Source organism: Bradyrhizobium sp. RP6 (assembly GCF_003837805.1).
In the GTDB taxonomy this organism is placed as follows: Bacteria; Pseudomonadota; Alphaproteobacteria; order Rhizobiales; family Xanthobacteraceae; genus Bradyrhizobium.
This window is the reverse complement of record NZ_RQIT01000027.1, coordinates 75,419-94,026: the sequence shown is the minus strand read 5'-3', so window position 1 is coordinate 94,026 and position 18,608 is coordinate 75,419. Positions and strand designations below refer to the sequence as shown.

General features: G+C 65.9%; 17 protein-coding genes. 11 read left to right on the top strand and 6 right to left on the bottom strand.

What is annotated here, in order from left to right; genetic code table 11:
* Position 1: 1 nt before the first annotated feature.
* The gene (locus EHH60_RS32315) at positions 2-445 is read right to left on the bottom strand and encodes a nuclear transport factor 2 family protein (RefSeq protein WP_124163385.1); all 444 of its coding nucleotides are present in this window, start codon (positions 443-445) and stop codon (positions 2-4) included.
* A gap of 91 nt (positions 446-536) precedes the next feature.
* Between EHH60_RS32315 and EHH60_RS32310 the strand changes: the two genes are divergently transcribed.
* Entirely contained in the window at positions 537-1,454 is a 918-nt protein-coding gene (locus tag EHH60_RS32310) for a LysR family transcriptional regulator (protein ID WP_124163384.1), read from the top strand.
* Positions 1,455-1,534: 80 nt separating this feature from the next.
* Here the strand turns inward: EHH60_RS32310 and EHH60_RS32305 are convergent, their stop codons facing one another.
* On the bottom strand, positions 1,535-2,155 hold the full coding sequence (locus EHH60_RS32305) for a glutathione S-transferase family protein (protein WP_124163383.1): 621 nt from the start codon (positions 2,153-2,155) through the stop codon (positions 1,535-1,537).
* A 128-nt stretch (positions 2,156-2,283) separates the two neighbouring features.
* Between EHH60_RS32305 and EHH60_RS32300 the strand changes: the two genes are divergently transcribed.
* On the top strand, positions 2,284-3,561 hold the full coding sequence (locus EHH60_RS32300; protein ID WP_124163382.1) for a flavin-dependent oxidoreductase: 1,278 nt from the start codon (positions 2,284-2,286) through the stop codon (positions 3,559-3,561).
* Between the two features lie 203 nt (positions 3,562-3,764).
* Here the strand turns inward: EHH60_RS32300 and EHH60_RS32295 are convergent, their stop codons facing one another.
* Both EHH60_RS32295 and mutY read right to left on the bottom strand, forming a co-directional pair.
* Positions 3,765-4,187, bottom strand: coding sequence for a PaaI family thioesterase (locus tag EHH60_RS32295; protein WP_124163381.1), 423 nt, complete (start codon positions 4,185-4,187; stop codon positions 3,765-3,767).
* 67 nt (positions 4,188-4,254) lie between these two features.
* Complete coding sequence (gene mutY / locus EHH60_RS32290; RefSeq protein ID WP_124163380.1) at positions 4,255-5,355, bottom strand: A/G-specific adenine glycosylase; 1,101 nt, start codon at positions 5,353-5,355, stop codon at positions 4,255-4,257.
* 162 nt (positions 5,356-5,517) lie between these two features.
* On the opposite strand from mutY, the gene EHH60_RS32285 reads away from it, so the two are divergent.
* The 9 genes from EHH60_RS32285 to EHH60_RS32245 all read left to right on the top strand — a co-directional run bounded on the left by EHH60_RS32285 (position 5,518) and on the right by EHH60_RS32245 (position 15,698).
* Positions 5,518-6,015 (top strand): DUF721 domain-containing protein, encoded by a 498-nt coding sequence (locus EHH60_RS32285; RefSeq protein ID WP_124163379.1) that lies wholly within the window; start codon positions 5,518-5,520, stop codon positions 6,013-6,015.
* 138 nt (positions 6,016-6,153) lie between these two features.
* Positions 6,154-6,810 carry a DsbA family protein gene (locus EHH60_RS32280; RefSeq protein ID WP_124163378.1) on the top strand — a complete coding sequence of 219 codons (657 nt, stop codon included), beginning with the start codon at positions 6,154-6,156 and terminating at the stop codon, positions 6,808-6,810.
* 217 nt (positions 6,811-7,027) lie between these two features.
* Entirely contained in the window at positions 7,028-10,492 is a 3,465-nt protein-coding gene (smc, locus tag EHH60_RS32275; protein ID WP_124163377.1) for a chromosome segregation protein SMC, read from the top strand.
* 112 nt (positions 10,493-10,604) lie between these two features.
* Positions 10,605-11,582 (top strand): small ribosomal subunit Rsm22 family protein, encoded by a 978-nt coding sequence (locus EHH60_RS32270; RefSeq protein WP_124163376.1) that lies wholly within the window; start codon positions 10,605-10,607, stop codon positions 11,580-11,582.
* Between the two features lie 134 nt (positions 11,583-11,716).
* Positions 11,717-12,277: a LemA family protein gene (locus tag EHH60_RS32265; RefSeq protein WP_124163375.1), complete on the top strand. Its 561-nt coding sequence runs from the start codon at positions 11,717-11,719 to the stop codon at positions 12,275-12,277.
* Between the two features lie 128 nt (positions 12,278-12,405).
* Positions 12,406-13,608, top strand: a complete 1,203-nt coding sequence (locus tag EHH60_RS32260) for a M48 family metallopeptidase (RefSeq protein ID WP_124163374.1) — start codon at positions 12,406-12,408, stop codon at positions 13,606-13,608.
* Between the two features lie 196 nt (positions 13,609-13,804).
* Positions 13,805-14,557 carry a P-loop NTPase family protein gene (locus tag EHH60_RS32255; RefSeq protein WP_035699870.1) on the top strand — a complete coding sequence of 251 codons (753 nt, stop codon included), beginning with the start codon at positions 13,805-13,807 and terminating at the stop codon, positions 14,555-14,557.
* Between the two features lie 60 nt (positions 14,558-14,617).
* On the top strand, positions 14,618-15,286 hold the full coding sequence (locus EHH60_RS32250; RefSeq protein ID WP_124163373.1) for a hypothetical protein: 669 nt from the start codon (positions 14,618-14,620) through the stop codon (positions 15,284-15,286).
* Positions 15,287-15,368: 82 nt separating this feature from the next.
* The gene (locus EHH60_RS32245; RefSeq protein ID WP_124163372.1) at positions 15,369-15,698 is read left to right on the top strand and encodes a GIY-YIG nuclease family protein; all 330 of its coding nucleotides are present in this window, start codon (positions 15,369-15,371) and stop codon (positions 15,696-15,698) included.
* A 15-nt stretch (positions 15,699-15,713) separates the two neighbouring features.
* On the opposite strand, the gene EHH60_RS32240 is transcribed toward EHH60_RS32245, so the two are convergent.
* Together EHH60_RS32240 and EHH60_RS32230 are read right to left on the bottom strand one after the other, a co-directional pair.
* Complete coding sequence (locus EHH60_RS32240) at positions 15,714-16,253, bottom strand: adenine phosphoribosyltransferase (protein WP_018323310.1); 540 nt, start codon at positions 16,251-16,253, stop codon at positions 15,714-15,716.
* A 135-nt stretch (positions 16,254-16,388) separates the two neighbouring features.
* Positions 16,389-18,554, bottom strand: a complete 2,166-nt coding sequence (locus EHH60_RS32230) for an anthranilate synthase component I (protein ID WP_124163371.1) — start codon at positions 18,552-18,554, stop codon at positions 16,389-16,391.
* Positions 18,555-18,608 lie beyond the last annotated feature (54 nt).

Genomic DNA, 18,608 nt, shown 5'->3' with positions numbered 1-18,608 from the left:
GCTAGCTCGCAACCCTCACCGGAGCCTGCGGAAAAGGACCCAGCGCCTTCTCGGTCAGGACCGAGTCGCAGTATTCCCGGATCTCCTTGATCTTGCCGTCCTCGAGGCGGAACACGAGACAATAGTCATTGTCGTAACGGACCCCGTCTGGCGTGACGTTGTCGCCCCTGGCTTCCACCACGACGATGTCGCCCTCGGCAATGAAGCGGTGGGCGATTGTGCGCGTGCGATCGCGCAGGCGCGTGCGCACATAGCCGTGCAGATCGTTGAGGATCGCCTCCTTGCCCGAGAACGCGCGTGACCAGGAATATTGCCCGGTCACGACCCATTTGGCGTCGTCGGCAAGGCTGGCGGCAAACAAGGCTCGGTCCCGCGCGGCCGGATCGGTATGGGCCGCGGCGGCAAAGATATCCTGCATCAGTTTCTTGTTGGCGGCAGCGCTCATGGCGGCATCTCCTTGTGCTGAGAACAGGAGGATCTTCGACGCAGAATCCAAATTCTTCAAATTGATACCTTATATGATATCTATTCATCTGATGAATTTGACTGCGCTCGACCTCAACCTGCTGACCGCGCTCGACGCCTTGCTGCGCGAAGCCAATGTCAGCCGCGCCGCACTCAGGATCGGGCTCTCGCAGCCGGCGACGAGCCATGCGCTCCAGCGCCTGCGCGACATCTTCGGCGATCCGCTCTTGGTACGCACCGGTGCACGGATGGAGCTGACGCCACGGGCTCAGGCGCTGCGCGCCCCGCTGGCGCAGGCGCTGGATCAGGTGCGTGGGCTGTTCGTGCCGGACGAATTCGATGCCGCGCGCAGCGAGCGGCAATTCCGCCTGATGATGCCCGACCTCGCGGTCGAGCTGTTGATGCCGCCGTTGACGGAGAAGGTGACGCAGGCCGCGCCCAATGTCCGCATCGACGTCGTGCCGTGGCGGGGACCTGCGATCTTCTACGCCGAGTTCGCCCGCACGATCGATCTCGTGATCTCGATCGGCAATGCCTTCAAGGGCTTTCACCGCCAGCTGCTCTATACCGACAGCGACGCGCTGGCGGTGCGGCGCGGCCACCCCATGGCCGCGAAGCTGAAACGGCGCGAGACGTTCCTCGCCGCGCGCCATGTCGGCGTGATCATCCGCGGCAACAGCGAGGACCTGATCGACACCTGGCTGCGAGCCAAGGGCATCGAGCGGCACATTGCGCTGGTGGTCTCAGGCTATCTCGAAGCGCTGCACGTCGCCGCCCGCACCGACCTCGTCGCCTTCGTGCCGCGCCGGCTGATCGCGGCGCTGTCGAAGCAGCTCGGTCTCGTCACGGTGACGCCGCCGCTCGATCCCGGGATCGACGAGCAGTTCATGTTCCATCCGACGCGGGCGCAGATGGACCCGGGCTCGATCTGGCTGCGGCGGCTGATGCTGGAAACAGGGCGGGGGCTGGAGAAGCGGCGCGCTGGTTAGGATTGCCCCTCACCGATCATGCTGTCGTCCCGGACCAGCGCTCGCTTATCCGGGACGACGGCGGAACATGACGCCGAGCCTTACGCCTTCTGCGCCGCCATCACCTTGCTTACTGCGGGGCGGTCGGACATGCGCTTGAAGTGATCGGCGATCTTCGGCGTGGCATTGATGTCGACGCTGTCACCTTCGAGCCAGGTCGAGAGCGTGTAGAGATAGGGATCGCAGATCGTGAACTGATCGCCCATCACCCAGGGCCCCCGAAACATCTTCTGCTCGATCAGCTTGAAGCAGGCGGCCATGGTCTTCGGGACCATCGCCTTCATGTCGGCGAACGAGCTCTCCTCCGTCGCCCACCGGGCGCCGCGCATCTTGTGGGCGTGATTGATGTGCACGGTCGAGCAAAGATAGGAGTTGAACGACTGCACCTCGGCGAAGTCGAAGGGATCGTCGAGCGGCGCGAGCTTCGCCTTGGGGAAGGTCTGCGCGATGTAGGCCAGCATGGCCGGCGTCTCGGTCAGGACGCCGCGGTCGGTGACCAACGCCGGCACCCGGCCCTTCGGGTTGATCGCGAGATAGTCCGGGCTGTTCTGCTGGTTGTCCTTGAAGCTCAGCCGTTCGGCCGAGTAGTCGGCACCGGCCTCCTCCAGGGTGATGTAGGTGGCGAGCGCGCAGGTGCCGGTGGCGTAGTAGAGCTTGAGCATGTCGGACCTCATGGGAAAGCCGAAAATTAACGACTGTCGGGCCCGACGTCCATAGCACAACATCCTCTTCGCAGTTGCCCACCGCCATGCGGCTGTGCCAAGACGCCTGCAATCGGAGGGGTCTTCTCATGACGGTACTTATCGCCGGTGGCGGCATCGGCGGGTTGACACTTGCGCTCAGCCTGCACGAAATCGGCGTTCCCGTAAAAGTGTTCGAGAGCGTCGCGGAACTGAAGCCGCTCGGCGTCGGCATCAACGTGCTGCCGCATGCAGTGCGCGAGCTGATCGAGCTCGGCTTGATGGACAAGTTGGACGCCAGTGGCGTGCGGACCCGCGAGCTCGCCTATTTCTCCAAGCACGGCAAGCCGATCTGGAGCGAACCGCGCGGGCTGGAGGCCGGGTACAAATGGCCGCAATTCTCGATCCATCGCGGCACGCTGCAGCAGCTTCTGCTCGACGCCGCGATCGAGCGGCTCGGCCGCGAGAACATCCTCACCAGCCACCATCTGACCGGCTGGACCGAGACTGCGGATGGCGTGCGCGCCGATTTCATCGACAAGGCGACCGGCAAAGCCGCGGGGACTTACGACGGCGCGATCCTGATCGCGGCCGACGGCATCCATTCCGCCGTGCGCGAAAAGCTCTATCCGGGCGAAGGCCCGCCGATCTGGAACGGCCGCATCCTCTGGCGCGGCGTGACGCCGGCAAAGGCTTTCCTCAGCGGCCGCACCATGATCATGGCGGGGCACGAGATCCTGAAATTCGTCTGCTATCCGATCAGCAAGGCGCCGGATGCGGCAGGCAATTATCAGATCAACTGGGTCGCCGAGCGGCACATGCCCCCGACCTATCAGTGGCGGCGCGAGGACTATAACCGCACCGCGCGGCTGGAAGAGTTCTTGCCCTGGTTCGAAAGCTGGAAATTCGAGTGGCTCGATGTGCCCGGGCTGATCAGGAACTGCCCGCACGCCTACGAATATCCGCTGGTCGACCGTGATCCGGTGTCGCAGTGGACCTTCGGCCGCGTCACGCTGATGGGCGATGCCGCGCATCCGATGTACCCGATCGGCTCGAACGGCGCCTCGCAGGCGATCCTCGACGCCCGCGTCATCACCCGCGAGATTCTCGCGCATGGCCCGACGACCGCGGCGCTGCTCGCCTATGAGGCCGAGCGCCGGCCCGCAACCACCGACCTCGTCCTGCTCAACCGCAAGAACGGCCCGGAGCAGGTGATGCAGCTCGTCGAGGAGCGCGCGCCCGACGGCTTTGAGGTCGTCACCGACGTCTTGTCCCAGCAGGAGCTGGAAGGCATCGCCGCGAACTACAAGCGCGTCGCGGGCTTCCAGGTCGACGCGCTGAATGCCAAGCCGCCGATCGTGAGCAAGGACGCGCGGGCGAGTGCGTGAGCTTTCGCACGAGGCGAGATGCCCGTTGATGTGCCCTCGCCCCTTGCGGGAGAGGGCAGCGATGCCGGAAGCAGGCTCACTCGGGTGAGGGGTATCTCTCCGCGAGTCCAACTCGCAGTTTAGACTCGCGAAGAGAAACCCCTCATCCGGCGCTTCGCGCCACCTTCTCCCACAAGGAGAGAAGAGCAGTGCGCAACGCTAAACTATTTACCCACCACCCTCGCCGCCTCCAGCAGCCGCTCGCTGGCGCTGGCCGTCGCCAGCAGCGTGCCGTCCTCCGCCATCAGCTTGGCTTCGACGAAGGCGATCGTCTTGCCGAGTTGCGTCACCTTGGCCTCGCCGATGATCGGGCCGGGCTTTGCGGGTGCCAAAAAATTCACGGTCATGCTGATCGTGGTGGTGTAGAGCCGGCCCTCGCTCATCACGAGCACAGCCGGACCCATGGTGTCGTCGAGCATGGCCGAGAGCATGCCGCCCTGGACGAAACCCGCAGGGTTGCAGAACTCCGGCTTGCCTTCGAAACCGAGCCTGATCCAGCCCTCCTGCGGGCGGGCATCGAGCAGACGCCATCTCAGCAGTTCGGCACAGGGTGGCCTTCGGAAGTTGTCGAGCGCGGTCTTGACCATGCGAGATCTCCTGTTGCCCGCTGGTAACGCAAGGCTGCTGACAGCCTGTTGTCAGCAGGATGGAGGCCTAGAAGCCCAATCCATGCGCGATGACCTTGCGCATCACGTTCGGAAGCGCTTCGCCGGCCAGGGTTGCGATCGGCACCCAGCGCATGCCCTCTGGCGCGAGGGTGCGGGCTTGCACCTTCGCAGTGTAGACCACCAGCTCCAGCGGAAAATGCGTGAATACGTGGGTGACGACGCCCACCTTGCGCTGCCAGCGCGACAGCCCCTTCAGCTCCGGCGCCTGCTGCTTCGCCGTCGCATCGTCCTGGCCGGCGAGCCAGTCCGAGCCCGGCACTTCCGTCATGCCGCCGAGCAGCCCCTTGTCGGGCCTTGAGCGGACGAGCAACTCGTCGCCGCGCGTGACCACGAAAGCCGCCCCCCGCCGCAACGTCCCGCTCTTCTTCGGCGCCTTGCGCGGAAACGCCTCCTGGGTGCCCTGCGCGCGCGCCGCGCAGTCCTCATTCAGTGGGCACAGGGAGCAGGCCGGCTTCTTCGGGGTGCAGATCGAGGCGCCGAGATCCATCAGCGCCTGCGCGCTGTCGCCGGCGCGGGTGTCCGCCAGCAGCGTCGCGGCGAGTTGCTGGACGAGCGGCTTGGCTTGCGGCAGTTCCTCCTCGACCGCGAACAGCCGCGACACCACGCGCTCGATGTTGCCGTCGACCGGCATGGTACGGCGGTCGAACGCGATTGCTGCGATCGCCGCCGCTGTATAGGGCCCGATCCCCGGCAGCGCGCGCAGCCCCTCCTCGGTATCCGGAAACACGCCGCTATGCTCGCGCGTCACCGCGACCGCACAGGCATGGAGATTGCGTGCGCGCGAATAGTAGCCGAGCCCGGCCCACATCCGCAGCACGTCGTCGAGCGACGCCTGGCCGAGCGCCGTGACGTCAGGCCACCGCGCGACGAATTTTTCGAAGTAAGGGCCGACCGCCTTCACGGTGGTCTGCTGGAGCATGATCTCGGAGAGCCACACGCGATAGGGGTTAGACGCCTCGCCGGGCGCCGCCCGCCAGGGCAATCGGCGGCGATGGCGATCGTACCATTGGAGGAGCGCGAGCGGGCGCGATGAGGTCTCCGGCTGAGAAGGTTCCGGCTTCGGCTTGCGTACGGATCTGGGGCTCATTCCTCATTGTAGCGGCAATGCACTGGCCTCTCCACGTCATGCCCGCGCTCGTCGCGGGGATCCACGCCTTTCTTCGCAGGAAGAACGTGGATGGCCGGGACAAGCCCGGCCATGACGGGCCTCGGGGTCTGTGGCCCGACGTCCGAAGTGCTATAAGGCCCCATGTCCAAATCCGGTCCGATCTTCAAGCCCGGTCCCATCAGCGCCAAACCGCTCGGGATCCTGCTCGACGACGTTTTCGCCGAGGCCTATGCCAAGCAGGGCTTTGCCGCGCGCGAGCTGGTGACGCGGTGGGCGCAGATCGCGGGGCCGGAGATCGCCGCCCATGCCGAGCCGCTCAAGATGCAATGGCCGCGGCCGGTCGAGGGTCAGCCCCAGGAGCCGGCAACCCTGGTGCTGCGGGTCGAGGGGCCGATGGCGCTGGAGATCCAGCATTCAGCCGATGTGATCCTGGAGCGGGTCAACCGCTTCTTCGGCTGGAGCGCGGTCGGCAAGCTGGCGTTCCGCCAGGCGCCCTTGTCGCGGCCCCGAGCCCGGAAGCGACCGGGACCGCCCGACCCGAAGGCCGTCGCCAAGGTGGCGGAAGGCCTGACCGACATCGAGGATGACGAGCTCAAGTCGGCGCTGGCCCGGCTCGGGGCCGCCATCAAGCGAAATTGAGCCTCATTCTGCCGCCAAACTGGACCCGTCCCTGCGGCTCGCCATTGCCTCAATCGACGTTTCAAGCTAGCGACAGGCCGTCCAGCGGGAACCTTGACCCGTCCTTTGGGCGAACCTTGCCAATCCCGGGAGCCGACCTTGATCATCACCCGCCGCGCCTTCACCACGATGCTGTCGCTGACCGGGCTTGCCGCGTTCGCCGGGCTCTCGCCGCTGCGGTTCGTCTCGGAAGCCATGGCGCAATCGGCGGCCGATGTGGCCAAGCCGGTGTCGCTGCCCGACATGGCGCTGGGCCCGAAGGACGCCGCCGTCACCATCACCGAATACGCCTCGATGACCTGCCCGCACTGCGCCGCCTTCAACGAGCAGGTGTTCCCGAAGATCAAGACGGAATACATCGACACCGGCAAGGTGCGTTACATCTTCCGCGAGTTCCCGCTCGACATCAAAGCCGCCGCCGGATCGATGCTGTCGCGCTGCATCGCCAAGGACGATGCGCCGAAATATTTCGCGGTCACCGACATGCTGTTCCGCCAGCAGAACGATTGGGTGCTGAAGAATACAACCGAGACCCTGACCCGGATCGGCAAGCAGGCCGGCCTCACTCAGCAGCAGGTCGAGGCCTGCCTGAAGGACCAGGCGCTGCTCGACAAGATCGCCGCCGACCAGAAATATGCCAGCGACGTGTTGAAGGTCGATTCGACACCGACCTTCTTCATCAACGGCGAGAAGATCAAGGGCGAGGCCTCGTTCGAGGAATTCGCCAAGAAGATCAATCCGCTGCTCAAGAGCTGATTCGCACGCGGCAATCCTGATTCGCGCATTTCAAGCCGCATTCTTCCCGGCATAAATCCCTTGGGAAAAGCGGCTTTCGCTGGTTGCCCTCGTGGCGCACCGCGGCCATTGTCCAGCCGCATGAGCCGCCTCGCGCGACTCACCCAGACAGCGACATTGCCTTCCATGGTATTGTCCCGGCAGGGAGATTCGCGCCTGCCAACAGAGATGCGTGTTTATGAAAATCACCCGCCTGCGCCTTCACGGCTTCAAGTCCTTCGTTGAGCCCACGGACTTCGTCATCGAGCCCGGCCTGACCGGCGTGGTCGGTCCCAACGGTTGCGGCAAGTCGAATCTCGTCGAAGCGCTGCGCTGGGCGATGGGCGAGACCTCGTACAAATCGCTGCGCGCCGCCGACATGGACGCGGTGATCTTCGCCGGCTCCGGCAACCGTCCGGCGCGCAACCACGCCGAAGTGACGATGACGATCGACAATGCCGAACGCACCGCGCCGGCGGCGATGAACGACAGCCAGCTTCTGGAAGTCTCCCGCCGCATCGAGCGCGAGGCCGGCTCGGTCTATCGCATCAACGGCCGCGACGTGCGCGCGCGCGACGTGCAGATCCTGTTCGCGGACGCCGCCACCGGCGCGCGCTCGCCGGCGCTCGTCCACCAGGGCAAGATCGGCGAGATCATCCAGGCCAAGCCGGAACAGCGCCGCCGCGTGCTGGAAGACGCCGCCGGCGTCGCCGGCCTGCATGCCCGCCGCCACGAGGCCGAGCTGCGGCTGAAGGCGGCCGAAACCAACCTCACCCGTGTCGAGGACGTGATCGGCCAGCTCTCGGGCCAGATGGAAGGCCTGAAGAAGCAGGCCCGCCAGGCCGTGCGCTATCGCGAGGTCGCCGCCAAGGTCCGCAAGGCCGAAGCCACGCTGTACCATCTGCGCTGGATCGGCGCGCATGCCGACGTCAACGAGTCCGGGCAGACCCACGATCTCGCGGTGCGCGAAATGGCCGAGCGCACCCAGCACCAGGCCGAAGCCGCCCGCATCCAGGCCATCCGCGCCGCCGAAATGCCGGCGCTGCGCGATGCCGAGGCCCGCGCCGCAGCCGGGCTCCAGCGCCTGACCAATGCCCGCGAGCTGCTCGACCGCGAGGAAGAGCGCGCCAAGGAGCGCGTCGCCGAGCTCGAGCGCCGCCTCGCTCAATTCGAAGGCGATATTTCCCGTGCTCAGCAACAAACCATGGACGCCGACGTCGCGCTGCAACGGCTCGACGCCGAAGACGCCGAGCTGAAGGAAGAGATCAAGTCGCGCGTCGAGAAGCGCTCCGGCGTCGACGAACGCGTCGCCGAAGCCGAGGCGGTGCTGACCGAAACCGAGCAGAAGTTCGCCGAACTGACGACGGCGCTCGCCGACCTCACGGCGAAGCGCAACCAGCTCGAGGCCAACGTCCGCACCCACCGCGACAAGCTCGCCCGTCTCGACCAGGAGATCGCGAACGTCGCCGCGGAAGAGCAAAAGCTCACCGAAGCTACCGGCGGCTTCGGCGATCTCGATGAGCTGACCGCTGTGGTCGAGACCGCTGAGCAGACGCTCGCGGCCTCGGAAGCCGCGGCACAGGCGAGCGAAGCGGCCCACGTCGCGGCGCGGCAGACGCTGGAATCCTCCCGCTCGCCGCTGGTCGAGGCCGACAAGCGCGTGCAGCGGCTCGAGACCGAGGCGCGCACGATCTCCAAGATCGTCAATGGCGAGACCAAGAATCTGTGGCCGCCGATCATCGACGGCATCACCGTCGACAAGGGCTTTGAAAAGGCGATCGGCGCCGCGCTCGGCGACGATCTCGATGCGCCGATCGACCCGTCGGCGCCGATGCGCTGGACCAATGTCGGACACACCGAAGGCGATCCGGCGCTGCCCGAAGGCGTCGTGCCGCTTGCCAATCACGTGCAGGCGCCGGCCGAGCTGGCGCGCCGCCTGGCGCAGATCGGCGTGGTGCCGCGCGAGCGCGGTGCGGAGCTCGTGTCGCAGCTCAAGACCGGCCAGCGGCTGGTCTCGCCCGAGGGCGACGTCTGGCGCTGGGACGGCTTTGTCGCCGCGGCTCACGCCCCGACCGGGGCCGCACGCCGCCTTGCCGAGCGCGCCCGCCTCGTCGACATCGAGAACGAGCTGGAGCAGGCCCGCATCGACGCGCAGATCAAGCGGCAGGCGCTGGAGAACGCCGAGTCCGAGCTGCAGATGGCGGCCAGCACGGAAGGCGCCTCCCGCGAAGCCTGGCGCGCCGCGCAGCGCGAGCTCAACGTCGCGCGTGAACGCCATGCCACCGCCGAGCGCGAGATCAGCCGCCACGCCGCGCGCAAGGCGACGCTGTCGGAAGCGCACAGCCGTCTCGCCGCCGACCGCGCCGAGGCCGAAGCGGCCTACGAATGCGCCCAGGCCGGCATCGGCGAGCTGCCGTCGAGCGAGGACACCGAGACGCGTCTCGCCGCCGTCCGCAGCGATATCGAAGGCCATCGCCGCATGGCCGCCCAGGTCCGCGCCGAGGCACAGGCGCTGGCACGCGAAGCCGAGCTCGCCGACCGCCGGGTGCAGGCGATCCTCGCCGAGCGCACCGAGTGGCAGAATCGCAAGGAGAGCGCGGCCTCCCACATCGACACCATCCAGGCCCGTATCGCCGAACTCACGATCGAGCGCAGCGAGCTCGAAAACGCGCCGGCCGTGTTCGCGGAGAAGCGCAGCGCGCTGATCACCGAGATCGAGTACGCAGAGAATGACCGCCGCATGGCAGCCGACGCGCTCGCCACCGCCGAAAGCGCGATGGCGGAGACCGATCGCGTCGCCAAGCTGACGCTTGAGGCGCTGTCCAGCGCCCGCGAGGCCACTGCCCGCGCCGAGGAGCGCATGGAAGGCGCGCGGCGCCGGCTCGAGGATGTCGAGCGCGAGATCCGCGACATGCTCGAGGTCGAGCCGCAGGCGGTCGCCGGCCTTGCCGAGATCGAGCCAGGCACCGAGCTGCCGCCGCTGCACGACATCGAGGAAGACCTCGAAAAGATGCGCCGCGACCGTGAGCGCCTGGGCGCGGTCAACCTGCGCGCCGAGGAGGAGCTGCGGGAGGTCGAGACCCAGCATACCGGCCTCGTCACCGAGCGCGACGACCTGGTCGAGGCCATCAAGCGGCTGCGCCAGGGCATCCAGAGCCTCAACAAGGAGGCGCGCGAGCGGCTTCTGACCTCGTTCGAGGTCGTCAACAACCACTTCAAGCGCCTGTTCGTCGAGCTGTTCGGCGGCGGCGAGGCCGCGCTGCACCTGATCGAGAGCGACGATCCGCTGGAGGCGGGCCTCGAAATCATCGCCAAGCCGCCGGGCAAGAAGCCGCAGACGCTGTCGCTGCTCTCGGGCGGCGAGCAGGCACTGACCGCGATGGCGCTGATCTTCGCAGTGTTCCTCACCAACCCGTCGCCGATCTGCGTGCTGGACGAAGTCGACGCACCGCTCGACGACCACAACGTCGAACGGTACTGCAACCTGCTGCACGAGATGACCAGCTCGACCGATACGCGTTTCATCATCATCACGCACAACCCGATCACGATGGCGCGGATGAACCGACTGTTCGGCGTCACCATGGCCGAACGCGGCGTCTCGCAGCTGGTGTCGGTCAGCCTGCAAGAGGCGGTGGAGATCCTCGACCAGAACGTGGCGTGATATCTCCAGCGTCATTCCGGGGCTCGCGCAGCGAGAACCCGGGATCTTGCGCTGCAATCTGGAGCTTCCGGGTTCGCGACTTCGTCGCGCCCCGGAACGACGGTGGGCCGACATGATCTCACCCACCCTGCCCGCCGAACTGAAAGCGGCCCTCGACGGCAAGCTTCAGGGCTTCTCGCGTAGCGATGCCGCACAGCGCTCCCAGAAAATCTCGACCACCTATCGCGCAGGCGGCGGCTCCGGCACGATCAAGTCGGAAGCCGATGCCCTCGCCTATGCGCTGGCGCGCATGCCGGCGACCTATGCGGCGGTCGCCGCAAGCCTGAACGCGCTGACCGACATCGCACCAAACCTTGCCCCGGAAACGCTGCTCGACGTCGGCGCCGGCCCTGGCACCGCGAGCTGGGCCGCGGCGGAGGCCTTTCCCTCGCTGCAAGACTTTACGCTGCTCGATGCCAATGTCACGCTGAGCCGGCTCGCGCTCGAACTGGCGCGTGACAGCTCGCGACTCGCGGAGTGCCGCTACCTGCCCGGTGACGCCGGCGGCAACCTCATGGAGGTCTCGCCAGCCGATCTCGTCGTTGCGAGCTACGTCATCGGCGAGCTCAGCGAGACGGAGCAGCGCGCGCTCGCCGGGGCGATGTGGGCGAAGGCGCGCCACGCGCTGGTCGTGATCGAGCCCGGCACGCCCGCCGGCTATGCCCGCATCCTCGCACTGCGCCAGCAATTGATCGCGGCCGGCGCCTACGTCGCCGCGCCCTGCCCGCACGAAAAGCCCTGCCCGCTCACTCCGCCCGACTGGTGCCATTTCAGCCAGCGCCTGCCGCGCTCGCAGGCGCATCGCCAGATCAAGGGTGCCGAGGTCCCGTTCGAGGACGAGCGCTTCATCTACGTGGCCCTGACCCGCACGCCGCCTGCCGCCCGCGCTGCGCGCGTGCTGGCGCCGCCGGATATCGGCAAGGCCGAGATCGCGGCAAGGCTCTGCACCCAGGGCGACATTGAACTTGCGAAGGTGCCCCGCCGCGACAAGACCGCCTATGCACGTGCCCGGCGCTGGCGCTGGGGCGATGCCGTTGTTGCCGAAAGTTAACTTCGTTAAGGGCTTTCGCCTTGAACTCGGATGGCTCCCGGTCCGACCAAGTCTTACCTCTCCCCTCGGGCTCTCGTTCAGCGCCAATTTGGTCTACCTTGGCGCCCGTCTTCTTCCCTCTTCAGGAGTTCTCCATGTCGACCGGCTGGATCGTTCTCGGCGTCATCGTCGTCCTCGTGCTGTTCGCCTTCAGCGCCTACAACCGCCTGGTGGCGCTGAGCCAGCGCGTCGGCCAAGCCTTTGCCGACATCGACGTCCAACTCAAGCAGCGTCACGACCTGATCCCGAATCTGGTCGAGACGGTGAAGGGTTATGCTTCGCACGAGCGAGGCACGCTGGATGACGTCATCAAGGCGCGCAATTCGGCGATGTCGGCGCAGGGCCCGGCGCAGGTGTCCGCAGCCGAGAACCAGCTCTCTGGCGCGCTCGGCCGGCTGATCGCGCTGTCGGAAGCTTATCCCGACCTCAAGGCCAACGCCAATTTCCAGCAGCTCGCATCCGAGCTCTCCGACCTCGAGAACAAGATCGCGGCGAGCCGCCGTTTCTTCAACAACGCGGTCCAGGAATACAACACCGGCATCCAGCAGATGCCCGCTGCGCTGTTCGCCGGCATGTTCGGCTTCACCAGGAAGGACTTCTTCGATCTCGGCGCCAGCCGTACCGAGATCGAGGCCACGCCGCAGGTGAAGTTCTGATTAAGAGCTGTCATTCCGGGGCGGTGCGCAGCATCGAACCCGGAATCTCATCGAGATCACCAACCTCTGGATTCCGGGTTCACGCCGTTGGCGCGCCCCGGAATGACGGTGATTGAACGGAAGCAGCCATGGCCGCGTATGGTCTCTACACGCACATTGCCTCGAACAAGTTTCGTTCGATGCTGCTGCTCGCCGGCCTGTTCATGCTGGTTTACGTGCTGGTCTATGCCGGCGCGTTGGTCGCCGAGGTCGTCATCGACGGCAATGGCACGGTCACCTACTATCTGAGCCGCGCCTTCACCGACCTGCTCAAGGCCGCGCCGGTCGCGACGATCGCGGCGGCGGTCTGGGTCGTGATCGCCTATTTGTTCCACCAGTCGATGATCGATGCCCTGACGGGCGGCCACGACGTCACCCGTCAGGAGCAACCGCAGCTCTACAACCTGCTTGAAAACCTCTGCATCTCGCGCGGCATCACCATGCCGAAGCTGAAGATCATGGAGAGCCCGGCGCTGAACGCGTTCGCGACCGGCCTCAATCCGCGGCAATACTCCATCACCGTCACCACCGGTCTCCTTGACGCGCTGGACGACAAGGAGATCGAGGCAGTGCTGGGCCACGAGCTGACCCACATCAAGAACGGCGACGTGCAGCTCATGGTGGTCGCCGTCATCATTGCCGGCGTCGTCGGATTCTTCGGCGAATTGTTCTTCCGCCTGTTCACGAACTTCAACTGGAGCTCCGGGGGCTCGGGGTCCTCCTCGTCCCGGTCGTCCTCGTCATCGAGCGACAGCAAGAGCTCCGGCGGCGGCGCGGTGATCGTGATCATCATCGCGGTCGTGCTGATCGTGGTGGCCTGGCTGCTGTCCCAGGTGGTGAAGCTCGCACTGTCGCGGTCGCGCGAATTTCTCGCCGACGCGGGCTCCGTCGAGCTGACGAAAGATCCTGATGCGATGATCTCGGCGTTGCGTAAGATCGAGGGTCGCGGCGAACTGCCGGGCGCGACCTCGGCAGTGATGGAGCTCTGCGTCGACAATCCGCGCGAGGGCTTTGCCGATCTGTTCGCGACCCATCCGTCGGTGCAGTCCCGGGTCGACGCGCTGGTCAAGTTCGCCGGCGGCCATGACCCCGGTCCGCTGCCGGCCCCCGCTGAAGAGACGGATCAGCCCGAGACGGAACAACCGGAGGCGCAGGCCACCCCGCAGGATGCGGAGCCGCTGCCGCATGGGCCGTGGAGCGACACAGGCCGGCCGGCCAATCCGCCGCCCGTGCCCGCTCCAGGCCCCTCAGGATCCCCTGGCAATCCGATGGGACCTTGGGGCCGCCATTGAGGGTATGATTTACTGCTATTCGTGGCGGGTTTCCTGGTGATCAGGAAAAACCTCGGGAATTGCCGTAGTTGGGGCCCAAGGAATTGAATTCTCCCTTGTTTCTGCCATGTTCGCGCCCAACAGCAGACTCGGGACATCGACTTGGGGCCCGGCCGATTGCGACCTCGCGATCGGGGGCGCGCGTTAGGGGACAGCAATGGCAAAGCCGGCAGTGGTTGTGGTGGGCGCGGACAAGGGCGGGGTCGGCAAGACCACGGTATCGCGGACCCTGCTCGATTATTTCTCAGCCAACAACGTGCCGACGCGCGCGTTCGATACGGAGTCTCCGCGCGGAACCCTGAAGCGCTTCCACCCCGACATCACCGAGATCGTCGACATGACGACGACGGCGGACCAGATGAAGATCTTCGACACGCTCAATGCGGTGAGCCCGTCGGTGACCGTCATCGACGTCCGCGCCGGCCTGCTCTCGCCGGCCCTCGCCTCGCTGCGCGACATCGGCTTCCTCGATGCCGCCAAGGCCGGGCAGATCACCTTTGCCGTGTTCCACATCCTGGGCCCCTCGATCGCCTCACTGGAGGAGATCGCGGAGACCGCGGGCTTCATGAGCGGCGCGAAATATTTCCTGGTGAAGAACTTCATCAACGACACCCAGTTCTTCCAGTGGGACCAGGCGACCTACAATTCCTACTTCCACCGCATCAAGGACGCGACCGAGCTGACTATCCCCAAGCTCAACGAAATGGCCTATGAGCAGGTCGAGGTCTCCTCCGTCCCGTTCCTGAAATTCGTCGCCAACAAGGGCATCAACGACGAAGCCGCGAACTACTCCTTCGTGCTGCGCGGCTATGTCCGGCACTGGCTGGCCAATGTCTGGAGCGAGTTCGACCGCATCCGGTTGACCGACATCGTCGGTTCGAAGCCGGTGACCCGCAACAGCGAAAAATAGTTGCGCATGCCGGGTTGATACGGCTGGATTGGGCGGTGAGTTGGCCTGATATAGCTGTCGATGCCCGCAACGCCCGTTTACATCATCTGCTCGCCTCGCCCGCAGGTCGGCAAGACCCTGCTGGCGCGGCTCCTGAGCGAATTCCTGCTGCTCAAGAACGGCAACGTCGCGGCATTCGACGTCAACCTGAAAGAGCCGTCGCTGCTCGATTACCTACCGAAGGTGACCGAGACCGCCGACGTGATCGACACCTATGGCAAGATGCAGCTGATGGACCGCGTCATCCTCGATGACGGCATTGCCAAGGTGATCGACCTCGGCTTCCACGCCTTCGACGAGTTCTTCAAGATGACCGACGAGATCGGCCTTCTGAAGGAGGCGGCACGTCGCCATGTCACACCGCAGATCCTGTTCGTCGCCGACACCGACCGCGTCTCGGCCCGCGCCCATGAGATGCTGCGCGGGCAGATCCCGCGCATGAACCTGATCACGGTGGACAACGAATATGTCGTGCGCGGCGAGTTGCCGCCTACGATGGAGGGCGGCCGTCTGTTCCGCCTGCCCGCGCTGCCAGGCTTCCTCAAGACCTATATCGACCGGCTGAGCTTCTCCTTCACCGGCTATCTGCGCCAGGAAAAGGACTCCTCGACCGAGCTGCATCAGTGGACCCGGCGGAATTACATCGCCTTCCGCGAGCTTGAGCTCAACCTGATCCTGCAGCGATCCTGATTTTTTATCCGGGTAATATTGACGCGCGGCGGATCGGCCGCTAGTGAGGCTATCCGCATCCTCACTTCAGCAAGGCCGTCCCGTGAGCATCGACCGGAAAGCAGCGATTGCCGCCTACAAGGAGCGCAAAACCGTCGCCGGCATCTATGTCGTGCGCTGCGCGGCGTCGGGCCAGGCCTGGGTCGGCCAGGCGCCGAACCTGGAGACGATCCAGAACCGCATCTGGTTCTCGCTGCGCCAGGGCAGCCACACCAGCCGCAGCCTCCAGGCCGCATGGAGCGCGCATGGCGAGGCCGGCCTGACCTTTGGCGAATGCGAGCGTCTGGACGAGGAGACCGCCTATGTCAGGAACGCGCTCCTGAAGGAGCGCCTGCTGCATTGGCGGGCCGAGCTAAAGGCCGAGGCGATCTAAGGTCGCGGCAGCCTCTCAGTGCCCCTCGAACGTCATCAGCGTGCGCACCGGCACGTCCATCGCGCGCAGCTTGGCGGCGCCGCCGAGCTCGGGCAGATCGATGATGAAGCACGCCGCGACCACGTTGGCCCCGATCTGCCGCAGCAGCTTTACCGCGCCTTCCGCGGTGCCGCCGGTGGCGATGAGGTCGTCGACCAGGATCACGCGCTCGCCGGGCTGGATCGCGTCGACATGCATCTCCATCTCGTCGATGCCGTATTCCAGAGAGTAAGCGATGCGCACCGTGGTGTGCGGCAGCTTGCCCTTCTTGCGGATCGGCACGAAGCCGGCCGAGAGCTGGTGCGCCACCGCTCCGCCGATGATGAAGCCGCGTGCCTCCATGCCGGCGACCTTGTCGATCTTGTTTCCGGCCCAGGGATTGACGAGTTCGTCCACCGCACGGCGGAACGCGCGCGCGTCCGCGAGCAGGGTCGTGATGTCGCGGAACATGATCCCCGGCTTCGGATAGTCCGGGATGGTGCGGACGCTGGCCTTGATGTCGTGGTCAAAGGTCATTCGTTTCTCGTTTCGTTGTCATTCCGTCGCGGCTCGAAGAGCCGAACTCCGGTGCGCAATTGCGCGCCTGAGAATCTCGAGATTCCGGGTTCGATGCTGCGCATCGCCACGGAATGACGAGCATGAAGCATGCACTCAATTCGTCCCCGCTTCCAGCCGGAAGGCATTTTCGACAATACGCAAGCCCACCTCGCCGCCGAGCGACATCAGCGATTCCGGATGGAATTGCACGCCGGCGACCGGCAGGGTCTTGTGCTCGAGCGCCATGGCGACGCCGTCCTCGGTGCTGGCGGTGACATCGAGCACCTCCGGCATGCTGTCGCGCTCGACAAAGAGCGAATGATAGCGGCCGATGACGATCTCGTTCGGGAGATTGCGCATCAGGCGACCACCGCGCACCTGCACCCGCGAGGGCCGGCCGTGGGCGGGATGGGTGAGCTGGCCGAGCTCGCCGCCGAAATATTCGCCGATCGCCTGCACGCCGAGGCAGACGCCGAACACCGGCAGCTTCTTCTCCAGCGCCGCATCGATGGTCTTCTTGATCCCGAAATCTTCGGGCCTGCCCGGGCCGGGCGACAGCACCAGCAAATCCCACCTCTTCTGCTTGAGCATCTCGAGCGCATGCACATAGCGGACCACCGTGACGCTGGCACCGACCTGGCGGAAATAATCGGCGAGCATGTGCACGAAGCTGTCGTCGTGATCGATCAGCAGCACCTGCTTGCCCGAGCCGGTGGCGTCGGGTGCAAAGGTCGACAGCGGTTTTGGCGGATCGCCGCGCAGCGCCTGGAACAGCGCGGCGGCCTTGACCTGGCATTCGCGGTCTTCCGCGGCAGGATCGGAATCGAACAGGCAGGTCGCGCCGACGCGCACCTCGGCAAGACCGTCCTTCATGCGGATGGTACGGATGGTGAGACCGGTGTTGATGCTGCCGTCGAAGTTCACCGCGCCGATCGCCCCCGCATACCAGCGCCGCGGCGAGCGCTCGTGATCCTCGACGAACTGCATCGCCCAGAGCTTTGGCGCGCCTGTCACGGTCACCGCCCAGGCATGGGTGAGGAAGGCGTCGAGCGCGTCGAAGCCGGGGCGCAGCATGCCCTCGACGTGATCGACGGTGTGGAACAGCTTTGAGTAAGTCTCGATCTGGCGGCGCGCCAGGACCTTGATGGTGCCGGGCACGCAGACACGTGCCTTGTCGTTGCGGTCGACGTCGGTGCACATGTTGAGCTCGAACTCGTCCTTCTCCGAGTTCAGCAGCTGGCGGATCTGCTCGGCATCGCCGATCGCGTCGGCGCCGCGCGCGATCGTGCCCGAGATCGGGCAGGTCTCGACCCGGCGACCGTCCGAGCGCACGAACATTTCCGGCGAAGCCGAGACCAGAAACTCGCCCTCGCCGAGATTCATCAGCGCACCATAGGGCGACGGGTTGATGACGCAGAGCCGCTGGAAAACCTCGGCCGGCGAGCGGTCGCAGGGCTCGGCGAAGAGCTGGCCCGGCACGGCTTCGAACAGATCGCCGCGGGCAAACGCCGCGCGCGCGGTCTCGACGGTCGCCCGATACTCACCGGGCGCGTGATCGGCAAAGCCCTGCCGCGGCGTCTTCAAGTACGGGCTGTCGGCGGTCTCGCGCGGCAGGCCCCCGGTGGATTTGCCTTTCCACGCGAAATCGTAAGTGAGCACCACGCCGCGGCCGGTGGCGCGGTCATAGGCCAACAGGCGATCGGGCACATAGAGCACGATGTCGCGCTGGTCGGCCTCGCGCGGGCGCTTCTGCACGAGGTCCTCGATCTGGAACACGAGGTCGTAGGCGAAGGCGCCGAACAAACCGAGCAGCCCGTCGTCATTGGCGGAGAAGGCGGCGACAAGGTCACGCACCAGCGACATCACGCTGGCGCGGCGCGTGCGCTGGTCCTCCTCGACCGGCGCAGCGCCGCGGATGATGTGGCCGGCAAGGCGCGAAGCGGTGCGTTCGGAGATCACGACGCAGGGCTCGCGCAGGACGTCGGCGAGAAAGGCGATCAGCACCTGCCCGCGTTCGTTCAGCGCTTCCAGCTTGAAATTGACCCCCACAGTCTCGAGCTTGAGCGGCGGATCGGAGAATCCGAGGTCGAAGCTCTCATAGCGCCCAGGCACGGTCGTGCCCGAGGACAGCACCACGCCGCGGCGGCGGTCGAGCAGGCTGACGAGGTCGTCGAGCCTGTTGGCGCCGCCGGTAAACTGCTCCGCCACGCGCGTGATCGCGAGGCCTGCGCGGGTCACGTAGTCGCTTCTGGCCGGGAGGGCGAAGACTGTCCTGTTCATGTGGTCCTCTTACGAGACTTGCCGAGGGAACGCCACACAGGACAAACGAGAAGG

Excerpts from the sequence above, each read along its gene's own strand:
- EHH60_RS32240 (WP_018323310.1), bottom strand. The coding sequence starts at position 16,253 with ATGACCTTTGACCACGACATCAAGGCCAGCGTCCGCACCATCCCGGAC.
- EHH60_RS32230 (WP_124163371.1), bottom strand. The coding sequence starts at position 18,554 with ATGAACAGGACAGTCTTCGCCCTCCCGGCCAGAAGCGACTACGTGACC.
- EHH60_RS32250 (WP_124163373.1), top strand. The coding sequence starts at position 14,618 with ATGCCCGCAACGCCCGTTTACATCATCTGCTCGCCTCGCCCGCAGGTC.
- EHH60_RS32260 (WP_124163374.1), top strand. The coding sequence starts at position 12,406 with ATGGCCGCGTATGGTCTCTACACGCACATTGCCTCGAACAAGTTTCGT.
- EHH60_RS32310 (WP_124163384.1), top strand. The coding sequence starts at position 537 with ATGAATTTGACTGCGCTCGACCTCAACCTGCTGACCGCGCTCGACGCC.
- mutY (WP_124163380.1), bottom strand. The coding sequence starts at position 5,355 with ATGAGCCCCAGATCCGTACGCAAGCCGAAGCCGGAACCTTCTCAGCCG.
- smc (WP_124163377.1), top strand. The coding sequence starts at position 7,028 with ATGAAAATCACCCGCCTGCGCCTTCACGGCTTCAAGTCCTTCGTTGAG.
- EHH60_RS32300 (WP_124163382.1), top strand. The coding sequence starts at position 2,284 with ATGACGGTACTTATCGCCGGTGGCGGCATCGGCGGGTTGACACTTGCG.
- EHH60_RS32305 (WP_124163383.1), bottom strand. The coding sequence starts at position 2,155 with ATGCTCAAGCTCTACTACGCCACCGGCACCTGCGCGCTCGCCACCTAC.
- EHH60_RS32270 (WP_124163376.1), top strand. The coding sequence starts at position 10,605 with ATGATCTCACCCACCCTGCCCGCCGAACTGAAAGCGGCCCTCGACGGC.
- EHH60_RS32285 (WP_124163379.1), top strand. The coding sequence starts at position 5,518 with ATGTCCAAATCCGGTCCGATCTTCAAGCCCGGTCCCATCAGCGCCAAA.
- EHH60_RS32315 (WP_124163385.1), bottom strand. The coding sequence starts at position 445 with ATGAGCGCTGCCGCCAACAAGAAACTGATGCAGGATATCTTTGCCGCC.
- EHH60_RS32255 (WP_035699870.1), top strand. The coding sequence starts at position 13,805 with ATGGCAAAGCCGGCAGTGGTTGTGGTGGGCGCGGACAAGGGCGGGGTC.
- EHH60_RS32265 (WP_124163375.1), top strand. The coding sequence starts at position 11,717 with ATGTCGACCGGCTGGATCGTTCTCGGCGTCATCGTCGTCCTCGTGCTG.
- EHH60_RS32295 (WP_124163381.1), bottom strand. The coding sequence starts at position 4,187 with ATGGTCAAGACCGCGCTCGACAACTTCCGAAGGCCACCCTGTGCCGAA.